Source organism: Actinoplanes nipponensis (assembly GCF_016862275.1).
Classification (GTDB): domain Bacteria; phylum Actinomycetota; class Actinomycetes; order Mycobacteriales; family Micromonosporaceae; genus Actinoplanes; species Actinoplanes nipponensis.
In genome coordinates this window covers 351,359-367,921 of the sequence record NZ_BOMQ01000008.1, presented here as the reverse complement: position 1 = coordinate 367,921, position 16,563 = coordinate 351,359, and the positions used below count along the sequence as shown (strand labels likewise).

The following is a 16,563-nucleotide window of genomic DNA, read 5'->3' as shown; positions in this document are numbered from 1 at the left end:
GCAGAACTGGCGGCGATCCGTGCCGGCGATGTCGACCTGGCGTTCCGCCGGTGGGAACGGCCTCGGCTCAGGGTCGGTACCCGGATGCGTACCCCGGTCGGACTGGTCGAGGTCACCTCCGTCGACCGCGTGCCCGTGAGCTAGCTGACCGCCGCGGATGCCCACCGGGCCGGCGCGGCGTCGCTGGCCGCGCTCCGCCACGGGTTGGACCGCCTCCACGCCGACCGGCCGGTGTACCGGATCGGGCTCCGGTACGCGGGCGTCGACCCGCGGCACGCGCTCCGGGAGGCGGTCCCCGACACCGCGGAGATCGACGCGATCGTCGCGTGGCTGGACCGGCTCGACCGCGCCTCGCCGACCGGGCCGTGGACGCGGGCGACGCTCCTGCTGATCGACGAGCTGCCGGCCACCCGGGCACCCGACCTGGCCGACCGGATGGGGCGGGACACCCCGTCGTTCAAACAGAACGTGCGCAAGCTGAAGGAGCGCGGCCTGACCGAATCGCTCGACATCGGGTACCGGCTCTCGGCCCGCGGCGCCGCCGTCCTGGACCACGAGGGTCACCCCCGGCCGGCCCGGGGCCGCTCGGCACCGGAGCCGGGCACCCCGCTGCCCCACCTCGGCGCTGCCGCGACAAGGGCGCTTGCCGCGCACGGCGTGCTCCGGCTCGAACAGGTCTCCGGACTCAGCGAGGCCGAGGTGCGGGCGCTGCACGGAGTCGGGCCCTACGCCCTTCGCCACCTGCGAACGGCCCTGGACGCGGCCGGGCTGGCCTTCCGCGACGATCCCGGCGCCGTCAGCGGTCCGGGATGACCAGCCGGGTCTCGTACGCCAGCACCACCGCCGCCGGTCACGCCCGGACCCCGAGCCCGCGACCGTCGCGAACGAAGCCGCGCCGGCCGGATGCTCCAGCGAGCGAGCCGCCACCTCGACGCCGTGCAGCGGGCCACCGCGGCTGGGCGCACGACTTCGCCGATGAGCGGACCGCCCGGCCGGACTCACTCCTGGGGGCCGTCTCCCGTTCGGGCCAAGCGCTCGCGACTCAGGTACCGGACCGGCTTGCCGAGCGACTCCGCGTAGGCAATCTCCCGTCGGGTTGACTCACCTACATAGCCGCCCGGATCCACGATGTACACCTCATCTGCCATGCGAATCTTCCGGAAGTGCACGGCGCCGAGCCGCGCCTTCAGGTTCGAGCTGTCGGCGGTCCAGTCGTAACCCGGCAGATCGGGGAGGCTGAACATCCCGAGGCTGATCACGACGCAACCTGCCAGGGTGAGCCGCTGGTTGACCTCCGCGAACTCACCCTCGAACCGGGTCGAGCCGCACAGCGTGATGACCTTCGCCTCGACCTCGGCCGACTGCGTCGCCTGCTGCTCCTCCATGAGGTTCATGATCGCTGAACGGCAGGCCGCGAGTCGGACCCGCGCGGATGTTCGTGAGCGGCGGCAGCCCTCGGGCCGGGTCGTCACCGGCCCGGTTGGGAGGTCACGACGGGTCGGGACGCAGGGGGATGTTGCGGACCACGATCGAGCCCCGGGTGGACAGAGAACCGAAGATCGTCGAGAAGGCCAGCGACGCCTTGGTCGCATCGCCGGGGATGACGAAACGAAAGACGACCACGCCGGAGATCGTCGACTCGGGTGGCACGTTCTGGGGCCATTGGCTGGCGATCGTCGAGGCGCTCGTGGTCGTACGGTCGACGGTCATCTGGCAGTTGCTGTAGATCGGCAGAGTCAGCGCATCGCCGCCACCGTTGCTGGCCGACATCGACACGCGGGTGAAATGGGCGGTCACCTCGACCCGGTCAACGGTCAGCGTGAGCGCGTGGTTGGTGGCCGACACCGGTTCGACCAGTCGGTCGACGCCCGTCTCCCGGCCCGTGATCAGGCCGAAGGCGAAACGGACGGCGAAGATGCTCACGATCAGAACTGTCACCACCACGACCGCGATCACGGCCCGCCCGGAGCCGGAGGACCGGGGTCGCGGCGGCGGCGCGTGGGGGCGGTAGTAGCCGGCCGGGAGAGGCGGCGGCGTGCGATCGGGCTGCGGGGCGGCGGTCGCGGCCGCGATGGCCGCCGAGGCGATGACCAGAACGGCGACGATCAGCCACGGCAGCAACGAGCGCCACGAGTCGGTGGCGAAGTTGACGACCACCGCCAGGGCGGTGGAGACGACGTACGTGGGCAGGGCGGCACCGATTGCCCGTACGCTTTTGCTAGCCATTGTTCGCCTCCGACCGCGCGCCGGAGGGCAGTCTCCCACTCCGCGACGTGACCGGCGGGCACTTGTCGTCTCTGCGACGCAGGCTCCCTCGAAAGGATGACCGTGGCCGCCCGGCCCCGCCGAATCCCTGTGCGGTGACGGCCGTCTCCTCGGCGAAGGCGCGGGTGAGGCGGTGCAGAGCGTAGTTGCCCCGGGTGGCGTCGCTCCAGCGGGAGGGGCCACGGCGCCGGGGTCCCGCGGCGCGGCGCCGGGGTCCGGGGCGGCCGCGGCGCGCCGACCGACGCGGCCGTCGTCGAGGGATGGGCCAACGCCGGGTCGTTGCGCAGAAGCTCGACCACATCTCGCCCTCCTGTTCGCTGAAGTCGGCTGAGCGGCGGCCTTCACTCATCCCGCGGGACGGCGGCTACTGCTGTCGCGGATCGAGGTTGACCCGGCGCAGCAGCTGCGCGTTGAGCGCCACCACGATCGTCGACGCGGACATGAGCACGGCTCCGACCGCCGGGCTCAGCGTGATGCCGGCCCAGGCCAGCACGCCGGCGGCGAGCGGGATGGCGATCACGTTGTAGCCGGCCGCCCAGGCCAGGTTCTGGATCATCTTGCGGTACGACGCCTTCGACAGCCGGATCACACTGGTCACCCCGCGCGGGTCCGAGGACGCCAACACCACGCCCGCGGACTCGATCGCCACGTCCGTCCCGGCCCCGATGGCCAGCCCGACGTCGGCGCGCGCCAGCGCCGGAGCGTCGTTGACGCCGTCGCCGACCATGGCGACGGTCAGCCCGCGCGCCTGCAGGTCGGCCACCGCCCGGTCCTTGTCGGCCGGCAGCACTTCGGCGAAGACCTCGTCCACGCCGGGCCGGAATCCCAGATCGGCGGCCACGGCCTGGGCGACCGCGTGCGCATCACCGGTGATCATCACCAGCTTCTTGACGCCCTGACGGCGCAACTGCTCGATCGCCTGGCGTGCCTCCGGCCGGACCTCGTCCTCGAGCGCGAAGGCGCCGATCACCTCTGAGCCGCCCGGGCCGGACAGCCGCACCAGGTGCAGCACGGCGGCACCACGAGCCGACCACTGCTCGGCGGTCTGCGCGAGTCCGTGGGGCACTCCGGCGTCCAGCTCGCGCAGCAGCGCCGGGCCGCCCACCGCGTACGTCGTGCCGTCGACGATCGCCTGCACTCCGCGACCGGTGAGCGAGCGGAAGTCGGTGGCCGTCGCCCGCAACCCGCGCTCGTGGGCGACCGCGACCAGCGCCCGGGCCAGCGGGTGTTCGCTGTCGGCCTCGACCGCGCCGGCGATGCGCAACACGTCGTCCTGACTGCTGCCGTCCGCGGCCGCCACAGCCGCCACCGTGTGGCTGCCCTTGGTCAGGGTGCCGGTCTTGTCGAACAGCACCGCATCGACGGTGCGCATCCGCTCCAGCGCGAGGCGGTCCTTGACCAGGATGCCGGACTTGGCCGACAGGGCCGTGGACAACGCGATCACCAGCGGAATGGCGAGGCCCAGCGCGTGGGGGCAGGCGATCACCAGGACCGTCACGGTACGCACCACCGACTGGTCGACGTCGCCCAGCAGCCACCACACGGCGAAGGTGACCACGGCGGCCCCCGTCGCGATGAAGAACAGCATCGCCGCGAACCTGTCCGCGATCACCTGCGCCCGCCCGCTGGAGGCCTGGGCCTGGGCGACGAGCCGGCCGATCCCCGCCAGCGCGGTGTCCTCCCCCACCGCGTCGACCTGGACCCGCAGGGCGGAGTCCGTGGCCACCGTGCCCGCGACGACGCGATCACCCACGGCCCGCGCAACCGGTCGCGACTCCCCCGTGATCATCGACTCGTCGATCTCGGCCGAGCCGTCGACGATGTGACCGTCGGCGGGAACACGGCCGCCGGAGCGCACCAGCACCACGTCACCGAGCCGCAGATCGGCGATCGGCACGAGCTCGGTCCCGCCACTCGCGCCGACCCGCTCGGCCTCGTCGGGCAACAACGCCGCCAGCGCGGCCAGCGCGCCCTGCGCCTGACCGATCGCCTTCATCTCCTGCCAGTGGCCCAGCAGCATGATGGTGACCAGCGCGGCCAGCTCCCACCAGAAGTCGAGGTCGAAAACCCCGACGCTGGTGGCCAGCGACGCCGCGTAGGCAACAGTGATCGCCATCGAGATCAGCAGCATCATGCCCGGAGCACGGTCGCTGACCTCGCGCACACCACCGACCAGGAAGGGCCAGCCACCGTAGAAGAAGACGACCGTGCCGAGCGCCGGGCCGACCAGGCTCATGCCGGGGAAGTCGATCGCATAGCCGAACCAGTCCATCACCATGGGACTGGTCAGCACGATCGGCACGGTCAGCACCAGGCTCAGCCAGAACTTGCGCCGGAAGATCTCGGGATCGTGACCGGCGTGCTTGTCGTGACCGGCATGCCCGTCATGACTGCCGTGCCCGTGGTGGTTCACCGGCCCCTGCACCGGCGCAGCGTGACCGCCGGGGTCCTGGTCGGAAATGGCCGCGACACCGTGGTGCCCATGCCCGCTCGCCTGTGGATGGAACATGTCGTCGCCGTGGTCGGTGCTCATGCTCATCGCCTCCTCCATGCCGTACGGTATACCCCCTGGGGGTATCCGGCAATGAGGATGGCGGTCGCCTCGGTCACAGATCCTTTTCTTCCGGAACGCCGGGCGCAGGTCGACGGCGAACGGGGTTGATCCCGGTACCGGCGATGACCGTGGCGCTCGTCGCCGCGGCTGGGATGAACCGGTTCAGGCGGCTTCGTTCCGCCAGGCGCGCTTGACCGAAGAATGCCGACCGGGATGGCCCACAAACAGGGCGCAATCCTCGTCGGCCTCGCTTTGCGTGGCAAGCTCCCCACGCGCCGGGCACCAGGTGTACGGGTTGATCTCGGACGCGCTCAGCGTCCACTGCACCCACCACATCGTCGTGTCGACCTGCTGGCCGAGGGCGGCGTGGGAGCCACCATGGCCCTGTTCGAGTTCGCAGCCGAGCTCGGACTGCACGCTCGGCGCCGCCACCGGGAGCCCGCCGAAGAACGCCAATTGTGCCGCGTCGAGCGTGATACGGGCGGGGCAGATCACCAGATCTTCGCTGACCATCGACATACGTCCATTCTTCCCCTTCCGGGGCCCACCCACACCTGTCTTCTGAACCGGTTCGGTGGATCGGTGGAGATCGGCACGAAGATGCCCGGGTCCATCAGCTCCTCCGGCTCAGGCAGGGCCGCGACCTCGACGGCGCCGGGAAGCGCCGGCCCCTCCCCGCACCGCGGAACATGCCCGGCCGGAGCCGGATCGGTGGTCATGGTGCTGAGCTGCGGCCGTCCTGGCGACGACGCGCGAGCGAACAGCAGTCCTGTCACGGCCGGCCGGCGGGCCGTGCTGGGCGGTCCAGGTCGCTCGCCGGAGGACCGGCCGATGATCCGGTACGCCTCCGCTCAGCGGGATCGCCGCTCCACGTCCCGGGCCATCGCCCGCAGGGTCGCGCCGAAGCCGACCCGGCCGGCCAGGGACAGCAACGGCCCGGCCAGTCCGGTGAGGCGGTGTGGAGTCACGGTCACGTCCTCGTCCCAGTCGACGCGGCTGCGGCCGGAGGGCAGCGGCACGACCGAGAACCCGGCCCGGCCGAGCACCACCCGGCCCCGCTTGACCACCTCGCACCGGCCCGGCGCATCCCCCGGGGCGTTGCCGCCCGGCGGCTGCCACAGCTCCACGGTCATCGGGTCGTCGAACGCCAGCCGACCGATCCCGGTCCGGGCCACGAACTCCGCGCCGACGCCGTCGGGCCGGGCCGTCGTCACCCGTACGGCGGTCAGCGGCGCCCAGTCGCCGTGCCGGCGCCAGTCCACCATCGCGGCCCAGACCGAGTCGGCGGGCGCACCCACCTGCTGCGTGACGGTGAACCGGGCCATGCGGCGCCTCCTGTGCTCGAATCTTGACAGTAGCCGGAGCCGCCTGGCCGACCGTACGGGATGTACCTATTGGGGCAATCTCCCGTTCATCTGGTGTCAGCGTCAGGTCATTACGGTGAGGCCATGCCCCGCCTCGGCCCCGCTCCCGGCGTGCACCGCGCGCGCGATGTCGCGCAGCGCCTGCTGACGGACCTGCCCGAGCGGTGGCGGCACACCATCGCGGTGGCGCGGCAGGCCGAACGGGTGCAGGGCACCGTCGGATCCCGCGGCGAGGGCGAGGTGCTGCTCGCCGCGGCCTGGTTGCACGACATCGGGTACGCCGCACCGCTGCACGACACCGGGTTCCACCCGATCGACGGGGCCCGCCACCTCGAGGACACCGGATGGCCGCCGCGGATCGCCGGCCTGGTGGCCCACCATTCCGCGGCGCTGTGCGTGGCCGAGGTCCGCGGGCTGGCCGGCGAACTCGGCCACTTCGCCCGCGAGGAGTCCCCGGTCGCCGACGCGCTGACCTACGCCGACCAGACGGCCGGCCCGGACGGCCGGGTGACGAGTGTGGAGCAGCGCATGGCCGACATGCTGCGCCGGCACGGCCCCGGCTCACCCAACGTCGCCGCGCACGCACGGCGGGCGCCGGCCCTGCGCGCGGCGGTCCAGCGGGTCGAGCATCGGCTCGCGGCGCTGGGCCACTCCTCCTCGGCTGCCTGAGGCGATCATGTGCGACGACGGAACGGTCGTTGAACAATGGATGAATCTCGCATCCAGGGCGGCACGCCGCCCCGGTCGTTCCTTACCGTCAGTGTCATGAGGCTCGGCGTGTTGGATGTCGGCTCGAACACCGTGCACCTTCTCGTTGTCGATGCGCACCCCGGCGCCCACCCCGAGCCGATGCGCTCGGAGAAGACCCACCTGCGCCTCACCGAGCACCTCGAGGGCAGCCGGCTGACCGAGGCCGGGATCGGCCAGCTGGTGTGTGCCGTGACCCGGGCGAAGGCGGCCGCGACCAGCGCCGGCTGCGAGGAGCTGCTCGCCTTCGCGACCTCGGCGCTGCGCGATGCGGACAACTCGGCCACGGTGCTGTCCCGGGTACGGGCCGAGACCGGCGTCGCCCTGCAGGTGATGTCCGGCGAGGACGAGGCGCGCTACACCTTCCTCGCGGTCCGACGCTGGTACGGCTGGTCGGCCGGTCGGCTGCTGGTGCTCGACATCGGCGGCGGATCACTGGAGGTGGCCGCCGGCCGCGACGAGGACCCCGACATCGCGCTGTCGCTGCCGCTGGGCGCCGGACGGCTCACCCGCCAGCGGCTGACCGAGAACCCGCCCTCGCGCGGCGAGCTGAAGGCCCTGGCCGACGACCTCGACGCGGCCCTCACGCCGATCGCCCGGCGGATATCCGAGGCCGGGCCCTACGACCTCGCGGTGGGCACGTCGAAGACCTTCCGCTCACTGGCTCGGCTCGCCGGGGCCGCGCCCTCCAGCGCCGGCCTGCGAGCTCGCCGGACCCTCACCGATGTCGGGCTGCGTCAGGTGTTCGGCTTCATCAGCCGGATGGCATCGGCCGATCTGGCCACGCTCAGCGGAGTCAGCGCGGCCCGCGCCCATCAGCTCGTCGCCGGGGCGCTGGTGGCCGGGGCCGCGATGCGCGCCCTCGACATCCAGGAGCTGACCATCTGCCCGTGGGCGCTGCGGGAGGGGGTGATCCTGCGCCGGCTGGACTCTCTCGGCGGGCCGACCGCAGTACGACGACCTTGGCCCCTGACCGACCGGCAACGACGACGCGCCGTCACCATCGCCCGGTAACGGCGCCGCGATCAGGCCAGCCGTCACCATCAACGGCATCCACGCCGGAACAGCCGTGCCACAATCCCGCCCATGCACGAGATCGTCAACGCGGCGCTGGTGCGCGAGGGTCGAGTCCTCCTGGTCCACCGAAGTCCGAACCGCCGGGTCTACCCGGACGTGTGGGATCTGCCCGGCGGACACATCGACCCGGGCGAGACGGAACTGGCGGCGCTGGCCCGGGAGATGCACGAGGAACTCGGCGTGCAGATAGCAACCGGCTCGGCGATCCATCTGTGTCGCCTGGAGGTGGGCCACGGAGAGGATTCCGTGAGCTTCAGCGCCTGGTTGGTCGGCGAGTGGGACGGGACACCGACGAACGCCGCTCCCGAGGAACATGACGAGATCCGTTGGTTCCGGCCTGAGGAGTTGCCTCCGCTCCCCCACGAACGCGTGGGCACGGCGGTGGTGGAAGGGATGCGGGGCCGCTTGTGACGTTCCTCAGCGTCGCTCAGGCCGGTCACAGGTTCGCTGTTGTTGACTTCGACGGTGACGAATGAGGCTGCTCAGCGCCAACGCCTGGCACCTGCGCGGCCGGGACCGCGACCTGCTCATCGACCGCGGGCTCGGCATCACCGCGCTGACCCCGGCGCTGCGCGAGCGTTTCGAACGCGAACCCGTGCTCGTCCTGACGCACGCGCACCTGGACCACATGGGATCGGCGCACGAGTTCACCGAGGTCTAGGCCCACCCGCTGGAGCGGGCCGGCGATCCGGCGCCGGGCTCGCTGCACGGCACGGCCCTGGCCGACGGCACGCTGTTCAGCGGAGACGTCATCTACGACGGCGGCCTGCTGGACTCGTTGCCCGGCAGCGACCCCGAGGCATACGCCCGGTCCTTGCGTCGGCTGCGGGAGCTGCCGGTACGCCTGACGCATGCCGGACACGGACCCAGCTTCGGCCGGGGCCGCCTGCACCGGCTCATCGACGACTACCTCCGGGTCTGACCGGCGCCGTGTGCTGCGCGTCGGGTGGTGCGCTGGTGCGGGTGCTGGTGCCGGACAGCTGCCGGGCGGTGTTGACCAGTCCGACCAGGCTGAAGGCCTGCGGGGTGTTGCCCAGGTGGCGCCGGTGGGCCGGGTCGTACTCCTCGGCGAGCAGGCCGACGTCGTTGCGCAGGTCGAGCAGCCGTGCGAACAGCTGCCGGGCATCGCCGGCGCGGCCGATGCCGTGCAGGGCGTCGGCCAGCCAGAAGGTGCAGGCCAGGAAGGCCCCCTCGGTGCCCGGCAGCCCGTCGACGTTGTCGTCGTGCTGGGGCTGGTAGCGCAGCAGGAAGCCGTCGGCGGACAAGTGTCTCTGCACCGCTTCGACGGTGCCGACAACGCGGGGGTCGTTGTAGGGCAGGAAGCCGACGCGGGGAATGAGCAGCAGAGCCGCGTCCAGGCCGTGCGAGCCGTAGAACTGGGTGAAGGTGTTGCGGTCGGGGTCGTAGCCGTGGGCGCAGACGTCGGCGTGGATCTGCTCGCGGGTGGCGCGCCAGCGGTCGACCGGTCCGTCGAGGCCGTGGCGTTCGACGGCGGTGACGGCGCGGTCGAGGCCGGCCCAGGCCATGACCTTGGAATGCACGAAGTGCCGGCGGGGCCCGCGGACCTCCCACAGGCCGTTGTCGGGTTCGCGCCAGTGGCCTTCGAGGTAGTCGAGCAGGGCGTGTTGCAGGTCCCAGCCGGCGTCGGTGGCGGCGATGCCGGCTTCGCGGGCCAGGTGCAGGCCGTCGAGGACCTCGCCCCACACGTCGAGTTGGAACTGCTGGGCCGCGGCGTTGCCGACCCGTACGGGGCCGGAGTTCTCGTAGCCGGGCAGCCAGTCGAGAGTGGATTCGGTGAGCCGCCGGGTGCCGTCGAGGGCGTACATGATCTGCAGGTCGGCGGGGTCGCCGGCGGCCGCCCGCAGCAGCCACTCGCGCCAGGCCTTGGCCTCGGCGACGTAGCCGGTGCCGAGCAGGGCCTGCAGGGTGAAGGTGGCGTCGCGGAGCCAGCAGTAGCGGTAGTCCCAGTTGCGGGTTCCGCCGATCTGTTCGGGAAGGCTGGTGGTGGCGGCGGCGAGGATGCCGCCGGTGGGCGCGTAGGTGAGCGCCTTGAGCAGAATCAGCGACCGGCGTACCGGCTCGGCGTACGGCCCGGCGTACGAGCAGCGGCCAATCCAGTCCTGCCAGAACTGTTCGGTGGCGGCCAGGGCCTGCTCCGGTCGCACCGGCTTGGGACGGGGCAGGTGCGACAACTGGTGGGTGAGCACGAACGTGATCCGCTCACCGGCGGAGACGGTGAACTCGCCGGTGAGGGTGCGGTCGTGGTGCTCCAGGGCGATGTCGGTGTGCAGCCAGGCGGCGTCCGGTCCGGCGATGGCGGCGTGTTCGCGCTCCCCGTGGCGGACCCAGGGGGTGATGCTGCCGTAGTCGAAGCGCAGCCGCAGCCGGGTGCCCATGGTGACGGTCCCGGTGACACCTTCGACGATGCGTACGACGTCGGCGGCCTCGCCGCGCAGCGGCATGAAGTCGAGCACGCGGACCGTCCCGTCGGCGGCGTCCCACTCGGTCTCCAGGATGAGGGTGTCGCCGCGGTAGCGCCGCCGGGTGGCCGTCCCCCCGCCCGCGGGGGCGAGGCGCCAGTGCCCGGCATCGTGGTCGGCGAGCAGGGCCGCGAAGCAGGCCGGTGAGTCGAACCGGGGCAGGCACAGCCAGTCGACGGAGCCGTCGCGGCCGACCAGGGCGGCGGTGTGCAGGTCTCCGATGAGGGCGTAGTCCTCGATGGGCGATGCCATGATCGCGTCGCCGTCAGGACAGGGTGAGGACGACTTTGATGTCGTCCGGGTGGGCGGTCAGCGCCTCGGTGAACTGCTCCAGCGGCACCCGCCGGGTGATCAGCCGCCGCAGCCAGTCCACGTCGGCCCGGCCGAGGGCTTCGGCGGCGGCCCGGTAGTGGCCCAGGTTGGCGTTGACGCTGCCCACGACCACGTCGTTCTCGAGCACGATCTCCCGGTTCTGCGCGCCGGCGTCGATCGAGAGGCGACGGCCCGGCGTCGACACGCCGGTGAGGCAGGTGATGCCGTACGGGGCAGTGTTGGCGATGGCGTCGAACACCACCGACCCCGCGCCGGTGGCCTCGATGACGACGTCCGGTTGCAGCTTGCCGGCGACCTCGTCGACCGGGCCGTGGTGATAGGTCGCGCCCAGCGCGGCCACGGCGTCGACCTTCGGCCCGGTGGCGACCCGGTCGAGGACGTGCACGTCCAGGCCGCGCTGGATGCCCAGCAGGGCGGCGAGCAGGCCGATCGGTCCGGCGCCGGTGACCAGCACCCGCTGGGGGTCGTACCAGGAGCGGGCGCCGATGGTGTCGGCCTGTTCCCAGGCCTTGGCCACCACGGTGGTCGGTTCCATCAGCACGCCGACCTCGGCCAGCCGCGGATCGAGGCGGACCGCGTAGTCCGGCTCGACGGTCCACAGCTGGGCGGCGTAGCCGTCGAGTTCCTTGATGCCGCGTTCGGTATAGCGGCCGTTGCGGCACATGTCGAACGCGCCGTGGGCGCAAGCCCCGCAGGGCACCGGGTCGGGTCGGCGGACCACGCCGACGACCAGGTCGCCGTCGTGGAAGTCGCTGCCGGGCGGGGCGTGGCGGACCCGGCCCAGCGATTCGTGGCCGAGCACGAGCCGGTCGCGGCCGGGCGGCGCCGTCCCGTAGTCCCCGGCGATGATCTCGCGGTCGGTGCCGCACACCCCGATGGCCAGCCCTTCCACGAGCAGCTGCCCGTCCGAGGGCGCCGGGTCGGGCCGGTCCTCGAGCTGGGCGGTGCCGGCGGTACCCGGCCGGACGGTCAACGCACGCATGGATGTCTCCTGTCGAAGGGTGGCGGTGCAGGTCACGAGGGGACGTGCGCCACCTCGGGCGACGCGGTGTCCAGCGGCACCGCCGCGGCGGGGACCAGACCCAGCTGGGTGTCCGGGCGGTTGCCGGCCGCGGCGAACAGCCAGGCCGCGGCGACCCGGGCCCGGTTGGCCGGCAGGGCGGCGAGGTGGTAGCCGCGGGTCACGGCGACCGCGGGCAGCCCGCGCAGCGGCAGTCCGAGCGGTTTGGCAGCGGCCTGGGCGCCACCGAGGTCGACGGCGAACCCGAGGCTGGCGTGTCGGTACGGCCGGTGGTGTCCGCGGCCGTAGTCGGCGGCGATGTTGCCGGCCGCCCGGATCCCTTGGCGCTGCGCGTGCTGGGCGGTCGTCGCGGTCAACTTCCCGGGCCGGGTCAGGTCCGGCACCGCGGCAGCGTCGCCGCAGGCGTAGATCCGCGGGTGCCCCGGCACCCTCAGGTAGGCGTCCACGGCGATGCGTCCCTGCTCCAGGCGCAGGCCGGTGTCGGTCACCAGCGGATCGGGCCGCACGCCGACGGACCACACCAGGGTGCGACCGGCGACGAACTCGCCGCCGAGGCGCACCCCGTCGGCGGTCACCTCGTCGACGGAGGTACCGGTGCGCACGTCGATGCCGCGCCTAGTCAGCACGTCCGTGGCCGCTTCGGACAGGCGGTGGTCGAGGTGGGCCAGGATGCGGTCGCCGTGCTCGATGAGCATCCAGCGCGGCTTCTCCGCGAGATGCGGGTAGCGGGCGGCGAGCTGGGCGGTGAGCAGATGGCCCTGGGCGGCGACCTCGGTGCCGGTGTAGCCGGCGCCCACCACCACGAAGGTCAGCCGGGCCGCGCGTTCGGCGGGATCGCCGCCCGCCGCGGCGAGCTCGACCTGGCGGATCAGGTGGTCGCGCAGGTACAGCGCTTCCGGCAGACCACGGAAGCCGTGGGCGTTGTCGGCCACGCCCGGGATGGGCAGCAGCTTGTTGACGCTGCCGACGGTCAGCAGCAGCCGGTCGTAGCTCAGCGCGGCCCGACGGCCTTCGGGGTCTTGGTAGTGCACCCGCCGCTGCGCGGGCTCGACCTCGGTGACCTCGCCCAGGACGGGCCGGACGCCGGGCAGGGTGTCGGCCAGGGAGACGGTGACCTGCCGGGGATCCAGGATGCCGCCGGCCACCTCGGGGAGCAACGGCAGGTAGAGGAAGTAGTCGGTCGGGTTGATGACGGTGATGTCGGCGGTTCCGCGGGCCAGCCGGCTCAGGCGGCGGGCGGCGTGGTAGCCGGCGAAACCGGCGCCGGCGATCACGATGTGGGGCCGTGTCATGGGAGTCCTCCGCGAGGTCGCGCCGGCCGGCCCGGTCGGGTCAGCGGGCCAGCCGCAGCCGGGCCGGCTGGTACGTGACGATCCCGGCGTCATCCAGCTCGTAGCCGGACGCCGGCTCGTCGCCGCTGATGCGCAGCCGGTGGGGGCCGACGAGTTGGTAGGTCGACATGCCGGTGAGCACGACGAGCGACGGGGTCAGGATCCGGATCGTCGGCGCGGCGACCGGCTGTCCGCCGGCGGCGAGCCGTAGCCGCCGTAGCGCCCAGGTGAGGAAGATCGGTGAGTCCTGCAGCCGGAGGATCGCCCCCGGGAGCAGCCGGCCGGTGTCGTCGATGCCGGGCAGCGGGGCGACCGCATGGCCGGCGCCGGTCAGCGCGCCGTCGAGGTCGCCGGTCTCCTCGGTACGGCAGGTCCAGCCGAGCCGGGGATCGCCGGTCAACCGCAGCGTCCGGCTCCAGCCGACGCCCTCGCAGGTCACGTCCAGGGCCCGCACCGTGGCGTCGGGGTCGAGGTCGGCGTGCCACCGGCTGGTGTGCGGCACCGGCCCGGCGACGACCGCGGAACCGCGCGCGGCGCACGGGTCCTCGCCGGGCGGAAAGACCAGTTCGGTGCCGATCCTGTCCGTGCGCTGCCAGATCAACGGCCCGCGCTGCCCGCCGGCTGTTCGCCCGCGGTGCGCGGCCGTGTCCTGCGACGAGGCCACAACCATGGTCATCTCCTGATCACATCGGGGCGGCTGGCCGAACCGGTGCCCCGCGGCCGGCCACGGGGAACGTCACGGGTTCCTCCGTTGCGCGTCGGCGGCTGCCCCGGTGTCGCCTTCCCGCCTTCGAGCTCGCCGGGAACGGCCGGTGAGGCCGTTCACGACGGCCTCGATGGTCTGTTCGAGGTAGTTGAAGTCCGGCACGGCCACCGCTTCGGCCCGTTCGTGCAGGTTGGCCGCGGTGACAGTGTCGTCGATACGGGCGACGTGATGCTCGCCGTTGGCATCCATGAGCCGCTCCTCCCGATCCTTCAAGATGCGTACCCGGCAGGGTTGCACATAACCATCTTTGCACTATGCAAATGCTTGTGCCAGCCCCACGACGGTCGTCACGTGGGCCGACCCCCGGGCGGCGCCGGGACCTCGTGCGGCCCGTCCGGTTCGTCGTCGGCGTCCGTGGCGTGCGCGGACCAGCCCAGCCACCAGTCGTGTTCGTCCGGCTCGCCGGCGGCCGCGGCGAACGCGCACAGCGCCTGCGTGACGACGGGCTGCCAGAGGTCGGCGGTCGCGGCCACCAGCCGTTCGAGCTCGGCGCGGCGGCGATCCATCACCTGCTCGACGATGTCGTGCCCCGCCCGGGTCAGCCGCAGGCGCACCACCCGCCGGTCGGTGGCCGACCGGGTCCGCCGGACCAGGCCCTTGCGGACCAGCCGGTCGCACATGCGCGTGCCGGTGGACGGGTTGACCCGCAGCTCCTCGGCGATGTCGATGCTGCGTTGCGCGCCGCGTACGGCCAGCACCACCAGGGCCCGGAACTGCGGCAGCGTGACGTCGCCGTCGATGCCGGCCAGGGACCGGGCCGTCAGGCCGACGAAGGCCCGGCTGGCCAGCATCAGCGCCTGGACGGCGTCCTCGTTCACCGCGGGGGCAGGTGTTTGCATAGGGACATCATTGCACTGCGGCGAGAGAATCTCGTCGGTCGGTGGTCGGCCCGCATGCCCCTCGGGAGCCTCAGCGGCGACCGGGCCAGACCGCCGTGTAGCCGCCGGCCGCCGGCCTGGCCGCCTGGATCGGCGCCGTGGTGTAGAACGGCGTCTTGTCCGCGCGGGCGGCCAGCGCCGCCACGCCGCCGCTGACCGCCAGGCCGCGCACCTCGCCGGTGCCGCCGTCGGTCCACGCGGTCCAGAGCAGGCGCTTCTTCAGATCAGGTGAGGTGACCAGGACCCAGGCGTCGCCGCCCGCATAGGCCTTGAGGCGCTTGCCGTTCATCGTCACCTTGTCACGGTCGGCGATCTGGTAGGCGGAGACACCACCCACGTAGATGCGCCCCTGGGCATCTGCGGTGATCGCCCGCGGCTTGATCGTGTTGCCCAGATCGCCCTTGACGTCGATGCGGGCCAGCAGCGACTGACCGGCCCTGACCTTGCCGGCGCCGGGGTCGAGCCGCGCGAAGTAGGTCAGGTGAGCCGACCTGGTGTTGAACGCCTGGGTGAACTTGTCATAGCCGACGTTGGGGGCGTCGACCTTCGTGGACCTGCCGTTCTTGGTGAAGACCGTGTTACCGCCCGCCATTTCCCCGGCGAAATACAGCATTCCGTCCCGCCCCATGGCCACGCGGTCACCGCGGCTGTCGGCGCACAAGTCACCGATGGCGTTCGGCGCGAAGTCGTACAATTTCCACTTCTGCGCGCCGCGCCGGTCGTAGGCGCGCACGAACGGGATCTGCACCTGCTTGCACGGCCCGCCGTACTGAGTGAAGCCGGTGACGAAGACCCGACCGGTCTTGTCGTCCACGGCAACGTCGTTGACTGTTTTACCCGACAGCTTCACGGAGCCGGTGGCCTTGCCGGTCGCGCTGTAGATGCGCACCGTCGTGCCACTCAGGGCCGCCACCGTGCCGGTATCGCCGATCGCGACCCGCGTCACGGCACCATCGGCCTTCCATCGCACGTGCGCGGCGGTCGCGTCGAGCAGCCGCACGCCCTTGTCCGTGGCGACCGCGATGTCACCGGTGGTGCGGCGGACCTCCAGATCGTCGACGGCGCCGGCGACCCGGCTCGCGGAGAGAACCTTTCGGCCGGTGGCGTCCAGGCGCAGCACCGCCCCGGCACCGCCACCGGGCAGCTTCGCGGCCTTGGCCAGCAGTGTGGTGGCATTGAAGCGACCACCGACCACGATCGTGCAGCCGGCGCCGATGTCCACGGCGTTCGCCGCGTCGTCCTTGCCGGTCCCCAGATAGCTGGCAGCGCTCGGACTCGCCGCCGTGCCGGCTCCGCCGGGCCGGACGTCCTTGGGACAGTCGGCGGCGCTGCCCCTCGGCGTCACCGCCGCCTTCGGAGCCGGAGCCGCTGCCAACGGTGCCGCCAGCGCCGGCGTGGACTTCGCCGGTGTGGGCTTCGCCGTTGGCGCGGGGCGAGGGCGCTCGTCGGTTTTGGCGAGGGCGGGCAGAGTCAGCGCCAGCGCCGTTCCTGCCGCGACTGCCATGACCGTCGCGCCGACGATCTGTCGTGCTCGCAATTTCGTACCCTTCTTGAATTGCCGGCACGAGGCCGACCGTTTGCGAACACTCTGGGGCGACCTGGCGGCAGCGTCCAGTCCACATAAGAGAACTTAAAAGTGTTCAGGGATTCATGCGCGGATACATATGGACGGCGGTTGGTCCCCTGCACGGTTCATCGCGCCGACCAGCGCGGCCTCCAGCCGGTGACCAGCGTGGCATCGACGTAC

General features: G+C 72.2%; 18 protein-coding genes. 6 read left to right on the top strand and 12 right to left on the bottom strand.

The features are described 5' to 3' along the window. Window positions 1-204: 204 nt before the first annotated feature. A complete protein-coding gene (locus Ani05nite_RS40795) occupies window positions 205-813 on the top strand; it encodes a helix-hairpin-helix domain-containing protein (RefSeq protein WP_239129155.1) in 609 nt (202 codons plus the stop codon). A 185-nt stretch (window positions 814-998) separates the two neighbouring features. Here Ani05nite_RS40795 and Ani05nite_RS02920 read toward each other — a convergent pair whose 3' ends face one another. The 5 genes from Ani05nite_RS02920 to Ani05nite_RS02900 form a co-directional block, all read right to left on the bottom strand. After that, window positions 999-1,385, bottom strand: a complete 387-nt coding sequence (locus Ani05nite_RS02920) for a hypothetical protein (protein WP_203764247.1) — start codon at window positions 1,383-1,385, stop codon at window positions 999-1,001. 103 nt (window positions 1,386-1,488) lie between these two features. Further along, complete coding sequence (locus Ani05nite_RS02915; RefSeq protein WP_203764234.1) at window positions 1,489-2,121, bottom strand: hypothetical protein; 633 nt, start codon at window positions 2,119-2,121, stop codon at window positions 1,489-1,491. A 508-nt stretch (window positions 2,122-2,629) separates the two neighbouring features. Next, on the bottom strand, window positions 2,630-4,804 hold the full coding sequence (locus tag Ani05nite_RS02910; RefSeq protein WP_239129154.1) for a heavy metal translocating P-type ATPase: 2,175 nt from the start codon (window positions 4,802-4,804) through the stop codon (window positions 2,630-2,632). 177 nt (window positions 4,805-4,981) lie between these two features. Then, window positions 4,982-5,338 carry a hypothetical protein gene (locus tag Ani05nite_RS02905; RefSeq protein ID WP_203764232.1) on the bottom strand — a complete coding sequence of 119 codons (357 nt, stop codon included), beginning with the start codon at window positions 5,336-5,338 and terminating at the stop codon, window positions 4,982-4,984. A 332-nt stretch (window positions 5,339-5,670) separates the two neighbouring features. Beyond that, window positions 5,671-6,144, bottom strand: coding sequence for an SRPBCC family protein (locus Ani05nite_RS02900; RefSeq protein WP_203764230.1), 474 nt, complete (start codon window positions 6,142-6,144; stop codon window positions 5,671-5,673). Window positions 6,145-6,267: 123 nt separating this feature from the next. On the opposite strand from Ani05nite_RS02900, the gene Ani05nite_RS02895 reads away from it, so the two are divergent. The 5 genes from Ani05nite_RS02895 (at window position 6,268) to Ani05nite_RS42205 (ending at window position 8,929) form a co-directional block, all read left to right on the top strand. Next, window positions 6,268-6,852, top strand: a complete 585-nt coding sequence (locus tag Ani05nite_RS02895; protein ID WP_203764227.1) for an HD domain-containing protein — start codon at window positions 6,268-6,270, stop codon at window positions 6,850-6,852. Between the two features lie 96 nt (window positions 6,853-6,948). Continuing rightward, on the top strand, window positions 6,949-7,944 hold the full coding sequence (locus Ani05nite_RS02890) for a Ppx/GppA family phosphatase (protein WP_203764223.1): 996 nt from the start codon (window positions 6,949-6,951) through the stop codon (window positions 7,942-7,944). A gap of 72 nt (window positions 7,945-8,016) precedes the next feature. Next, window positions 8,017-8,418, top strand: coding sequence for an NUDIX domain-containing protein (locus Ani05nite_RS02885; RefSeq protein WP_203764220.1), 402 nt, complete (start codon window positions 8,017-8,019; stop codon window positions 8,416-8,418). Window positions 8,419-8,479: 61 nt separating this feature from the next. Then, window positions 8,480-8,668 carry an MBL fold metallo-hydrolase gene (locus Ani05nite_RS02880; RefSeq protein ID WP_203764217.1) on the top strand — a complete coding sequence of 63 codons (189 nt, stop codon included), beginning with the start codon at window positions 8,480-8,482 and terminating at the stop codon, window positions 8,666-8,668. A 9-nt stretch (window positions 8,669-8,677) separates the two neighbouring features. Next, window positions 8,678-8,929, top strand: coding sequence for an MBL fold metallo-hydrolase (locus Ani05nite_RS42205; protein ID WP_369076841.1), 252 nt, complete (start codon window positions 8,678-8,680; stop codon window positions 8,927-8,929). Here the strand turns inward: Ani05nite_RS42205 and Ani05nite_RS02875 are convergent. From Ani05nite_RS02875 to Ani05nite_RS02845, 7 genes are all read right to left on the bottom strand, one after another. Continuing rightward, window positions 8,904-10,739, bottom strand: a complete 1,836-nt coding sequence (locus Ani05nite_RS02875; protein ID WP_203764200.1) for a glycoside hydrolase family 15 protein — start codon at window positions 10,737-10,739, stop codon at window positions 8,904-8,906. The genes Ani05nite_RS42205 and Ani05nite_RS02875 overlap by 26 nt on opposite strands. 13 nt (window positions 10,740-10,752) lie before the next feature. Further along, a complete protein-coding gene (locus Ani05nite_RS02870; protein WP_203764189.1) occupies window positions 10,753-11,802 on the bottom strand; it encodes a glucose 1-dehydrogenase in 1,050 nt (349 codons plus the stop codon). Window positions 11,803-11,834: 32 nt separating this feature from the next. After that, the gene (locus tag Ani05nite_RS02865) at window positions 11,835-13,133 is read right to left on the bottom strand and encodes an NAD(P)/FAD-dependent oxidoreductase (protein WP_203764187.1); all 1,299 of its coding nucleotides are present in this window, start codon (window positions 13,131-13,133) and stop codon (window positions 11,835-11,837) included. A gap of 40 nt (window positions 13,134-13,173) precedes the next feature. Continuing rightward, on the bottom strand, window positions 13,174-13,848 hold the full coding sequence (locus tag Ani05nite_RS02860) for a putative glycolipid-binding domain-containing protein (protein ID WP_203764185.1): 675 nt from the start codon (window positions 13,846-13,848) through the stop codon (window positions 13,174-13,176). Between the two features lie 60 nt (window positions 13,849-13,908). Next, the gene (locus Ani05nite_RS02855) at window positions 13,909-14,127 is read right to left on the bottom strand and encodes a hypothetical protein (RefSeq protein WP_203764169.1); all 219 of its coding nucleotides are present in this window, start codon (window positions 14,125-14,127) and stop codon (window positions 13,909-13,911) included. A gap of 98 nt (window positions 14,128-14,225) precedes the next feature. Continuing rightward, entirely contained in the window at window positions 14,226-14,777 is a 552-nt protein-coding gene (locus Ani05nite_RS02850; protein WP_239129151.1) for a MarR family winged helix-turn-helix transcriptional regulator, read from the bottom strand. Window positions 14,778-14,847: 70 nt separating this feature from the next. Further along, entirely contained in the window at window positions 14,848-16,353 is a 1,506-nt protein-coding gene (locus Ani05nite_RS02845; protein ID WP_203764166.1) for a hypothetical protein, read from the bottom strand. Between the last annotated feature and the right edge of the window lie 210 nt (window positions 16,354-16,563).

Bases quoted from the DNA above. Each gene is read 5' to 3' on its own strand.
- Ani05nite_RS02920 (WP_203764247.1), bottom strand. From the start codon at position 1,385: ATGGAGGAGCAGCAGGCGACGCAGTCGGCCGAGGTCGAGGCGAAGGTC.
- Ani05nite_RS02910 (WP_239129154.1), bottom strand. From the start codon at position 4,804: ATGAGCATGAGCACCGACCACGGCGACGACATGTTCCATCCACAGGCG.
- Ani05nite_RS02905 (WP_203764232.1), bottom strand. From the start codon at position 5,338: ATGTCGATGGTCAGCGAAGATCTGGTGATCTGCCCCGCCCGTATCACG.
- Ani05nite_RS02900 (WP_203764230.1), bottom strand. From the start codon at position 6,144: ATGGCCCGGTTCACCGTCACGCAGCAGGTGGGTGCGCCCGCCGACTCG.
- Ani05nite_RS02895 (WP_203764227.1), top strand. From the start codon at position 6,268: ATGCCCCGCCTCGGCCCCGCTCCCGGCGTGCACCGCGCGCGCGATGTC.
- Ani05nite_RS02890 (WP_203764223.1), top strand. From the start codon at position 6,949: ATGAGGCTCGGCGTGTTGGATGTCGGCTCGAACACCGTGCACCTTCTC.
- Ani05nite_RS02885 (WP_203764220.1), top strand. From the start codon at position 8,017: ATGCACGAGATCGTCAACGCGGCGCTGGTGCGCGAGGGTCGAGTCCTC.
- Ani05nite_RS02880 (WP_203764217.1), top strand. From the start codon at position 8,480: ATGAGGCTGCTCAGCGCCAACGCCTGGCACCTGCGCGGCCGGGACCGC.
- Ani05nite_RS02875 (WP_203764200.1), bottom strand. From the start codon at position 10,739: ATGGCATCGCCCATCGAGGACTACGCCCTCATCGGAGACCTGCACACC.
- Ani05nite_RS02870 (WP_203764189.1), bottom strand. From the start codon at position 11,802: ATGCGTGCGTTGACCGTCCGGCCGGGTACCGCCGGCACCGCCCAGCTC.
- Ani05nite_RS02865 (WP_203764187.1), bottom strand. From the start codon at position 13,133: ATGACACGGCCCCACATCGTGATCGCCGGCGCCGGTTTCGCCGGCTAC.
- Ani05nite_RS02860 (WP_203764185.1), bottom strand. From the start codon at position 13,848: ATGACCATGGTTGTGGCCTCGTCGCAGGACACGGCCGCGCACCGCGGG.
- Ani05nite_RS02855 (WP_203764169.1), bottom strand. From the start codon at position 14,127: ATGGATGCCAACGGCGAGCATCACGTCGCCCGTATCGACGACACTGTC.
- Ani05nite_RS02850 (WP_239129151.1), bottom strand. From the start codon at position 14,777: ATGCAAACACCTGCCCCCGCGGTGAACGAGGACGCCGTCCAGGCGCTG.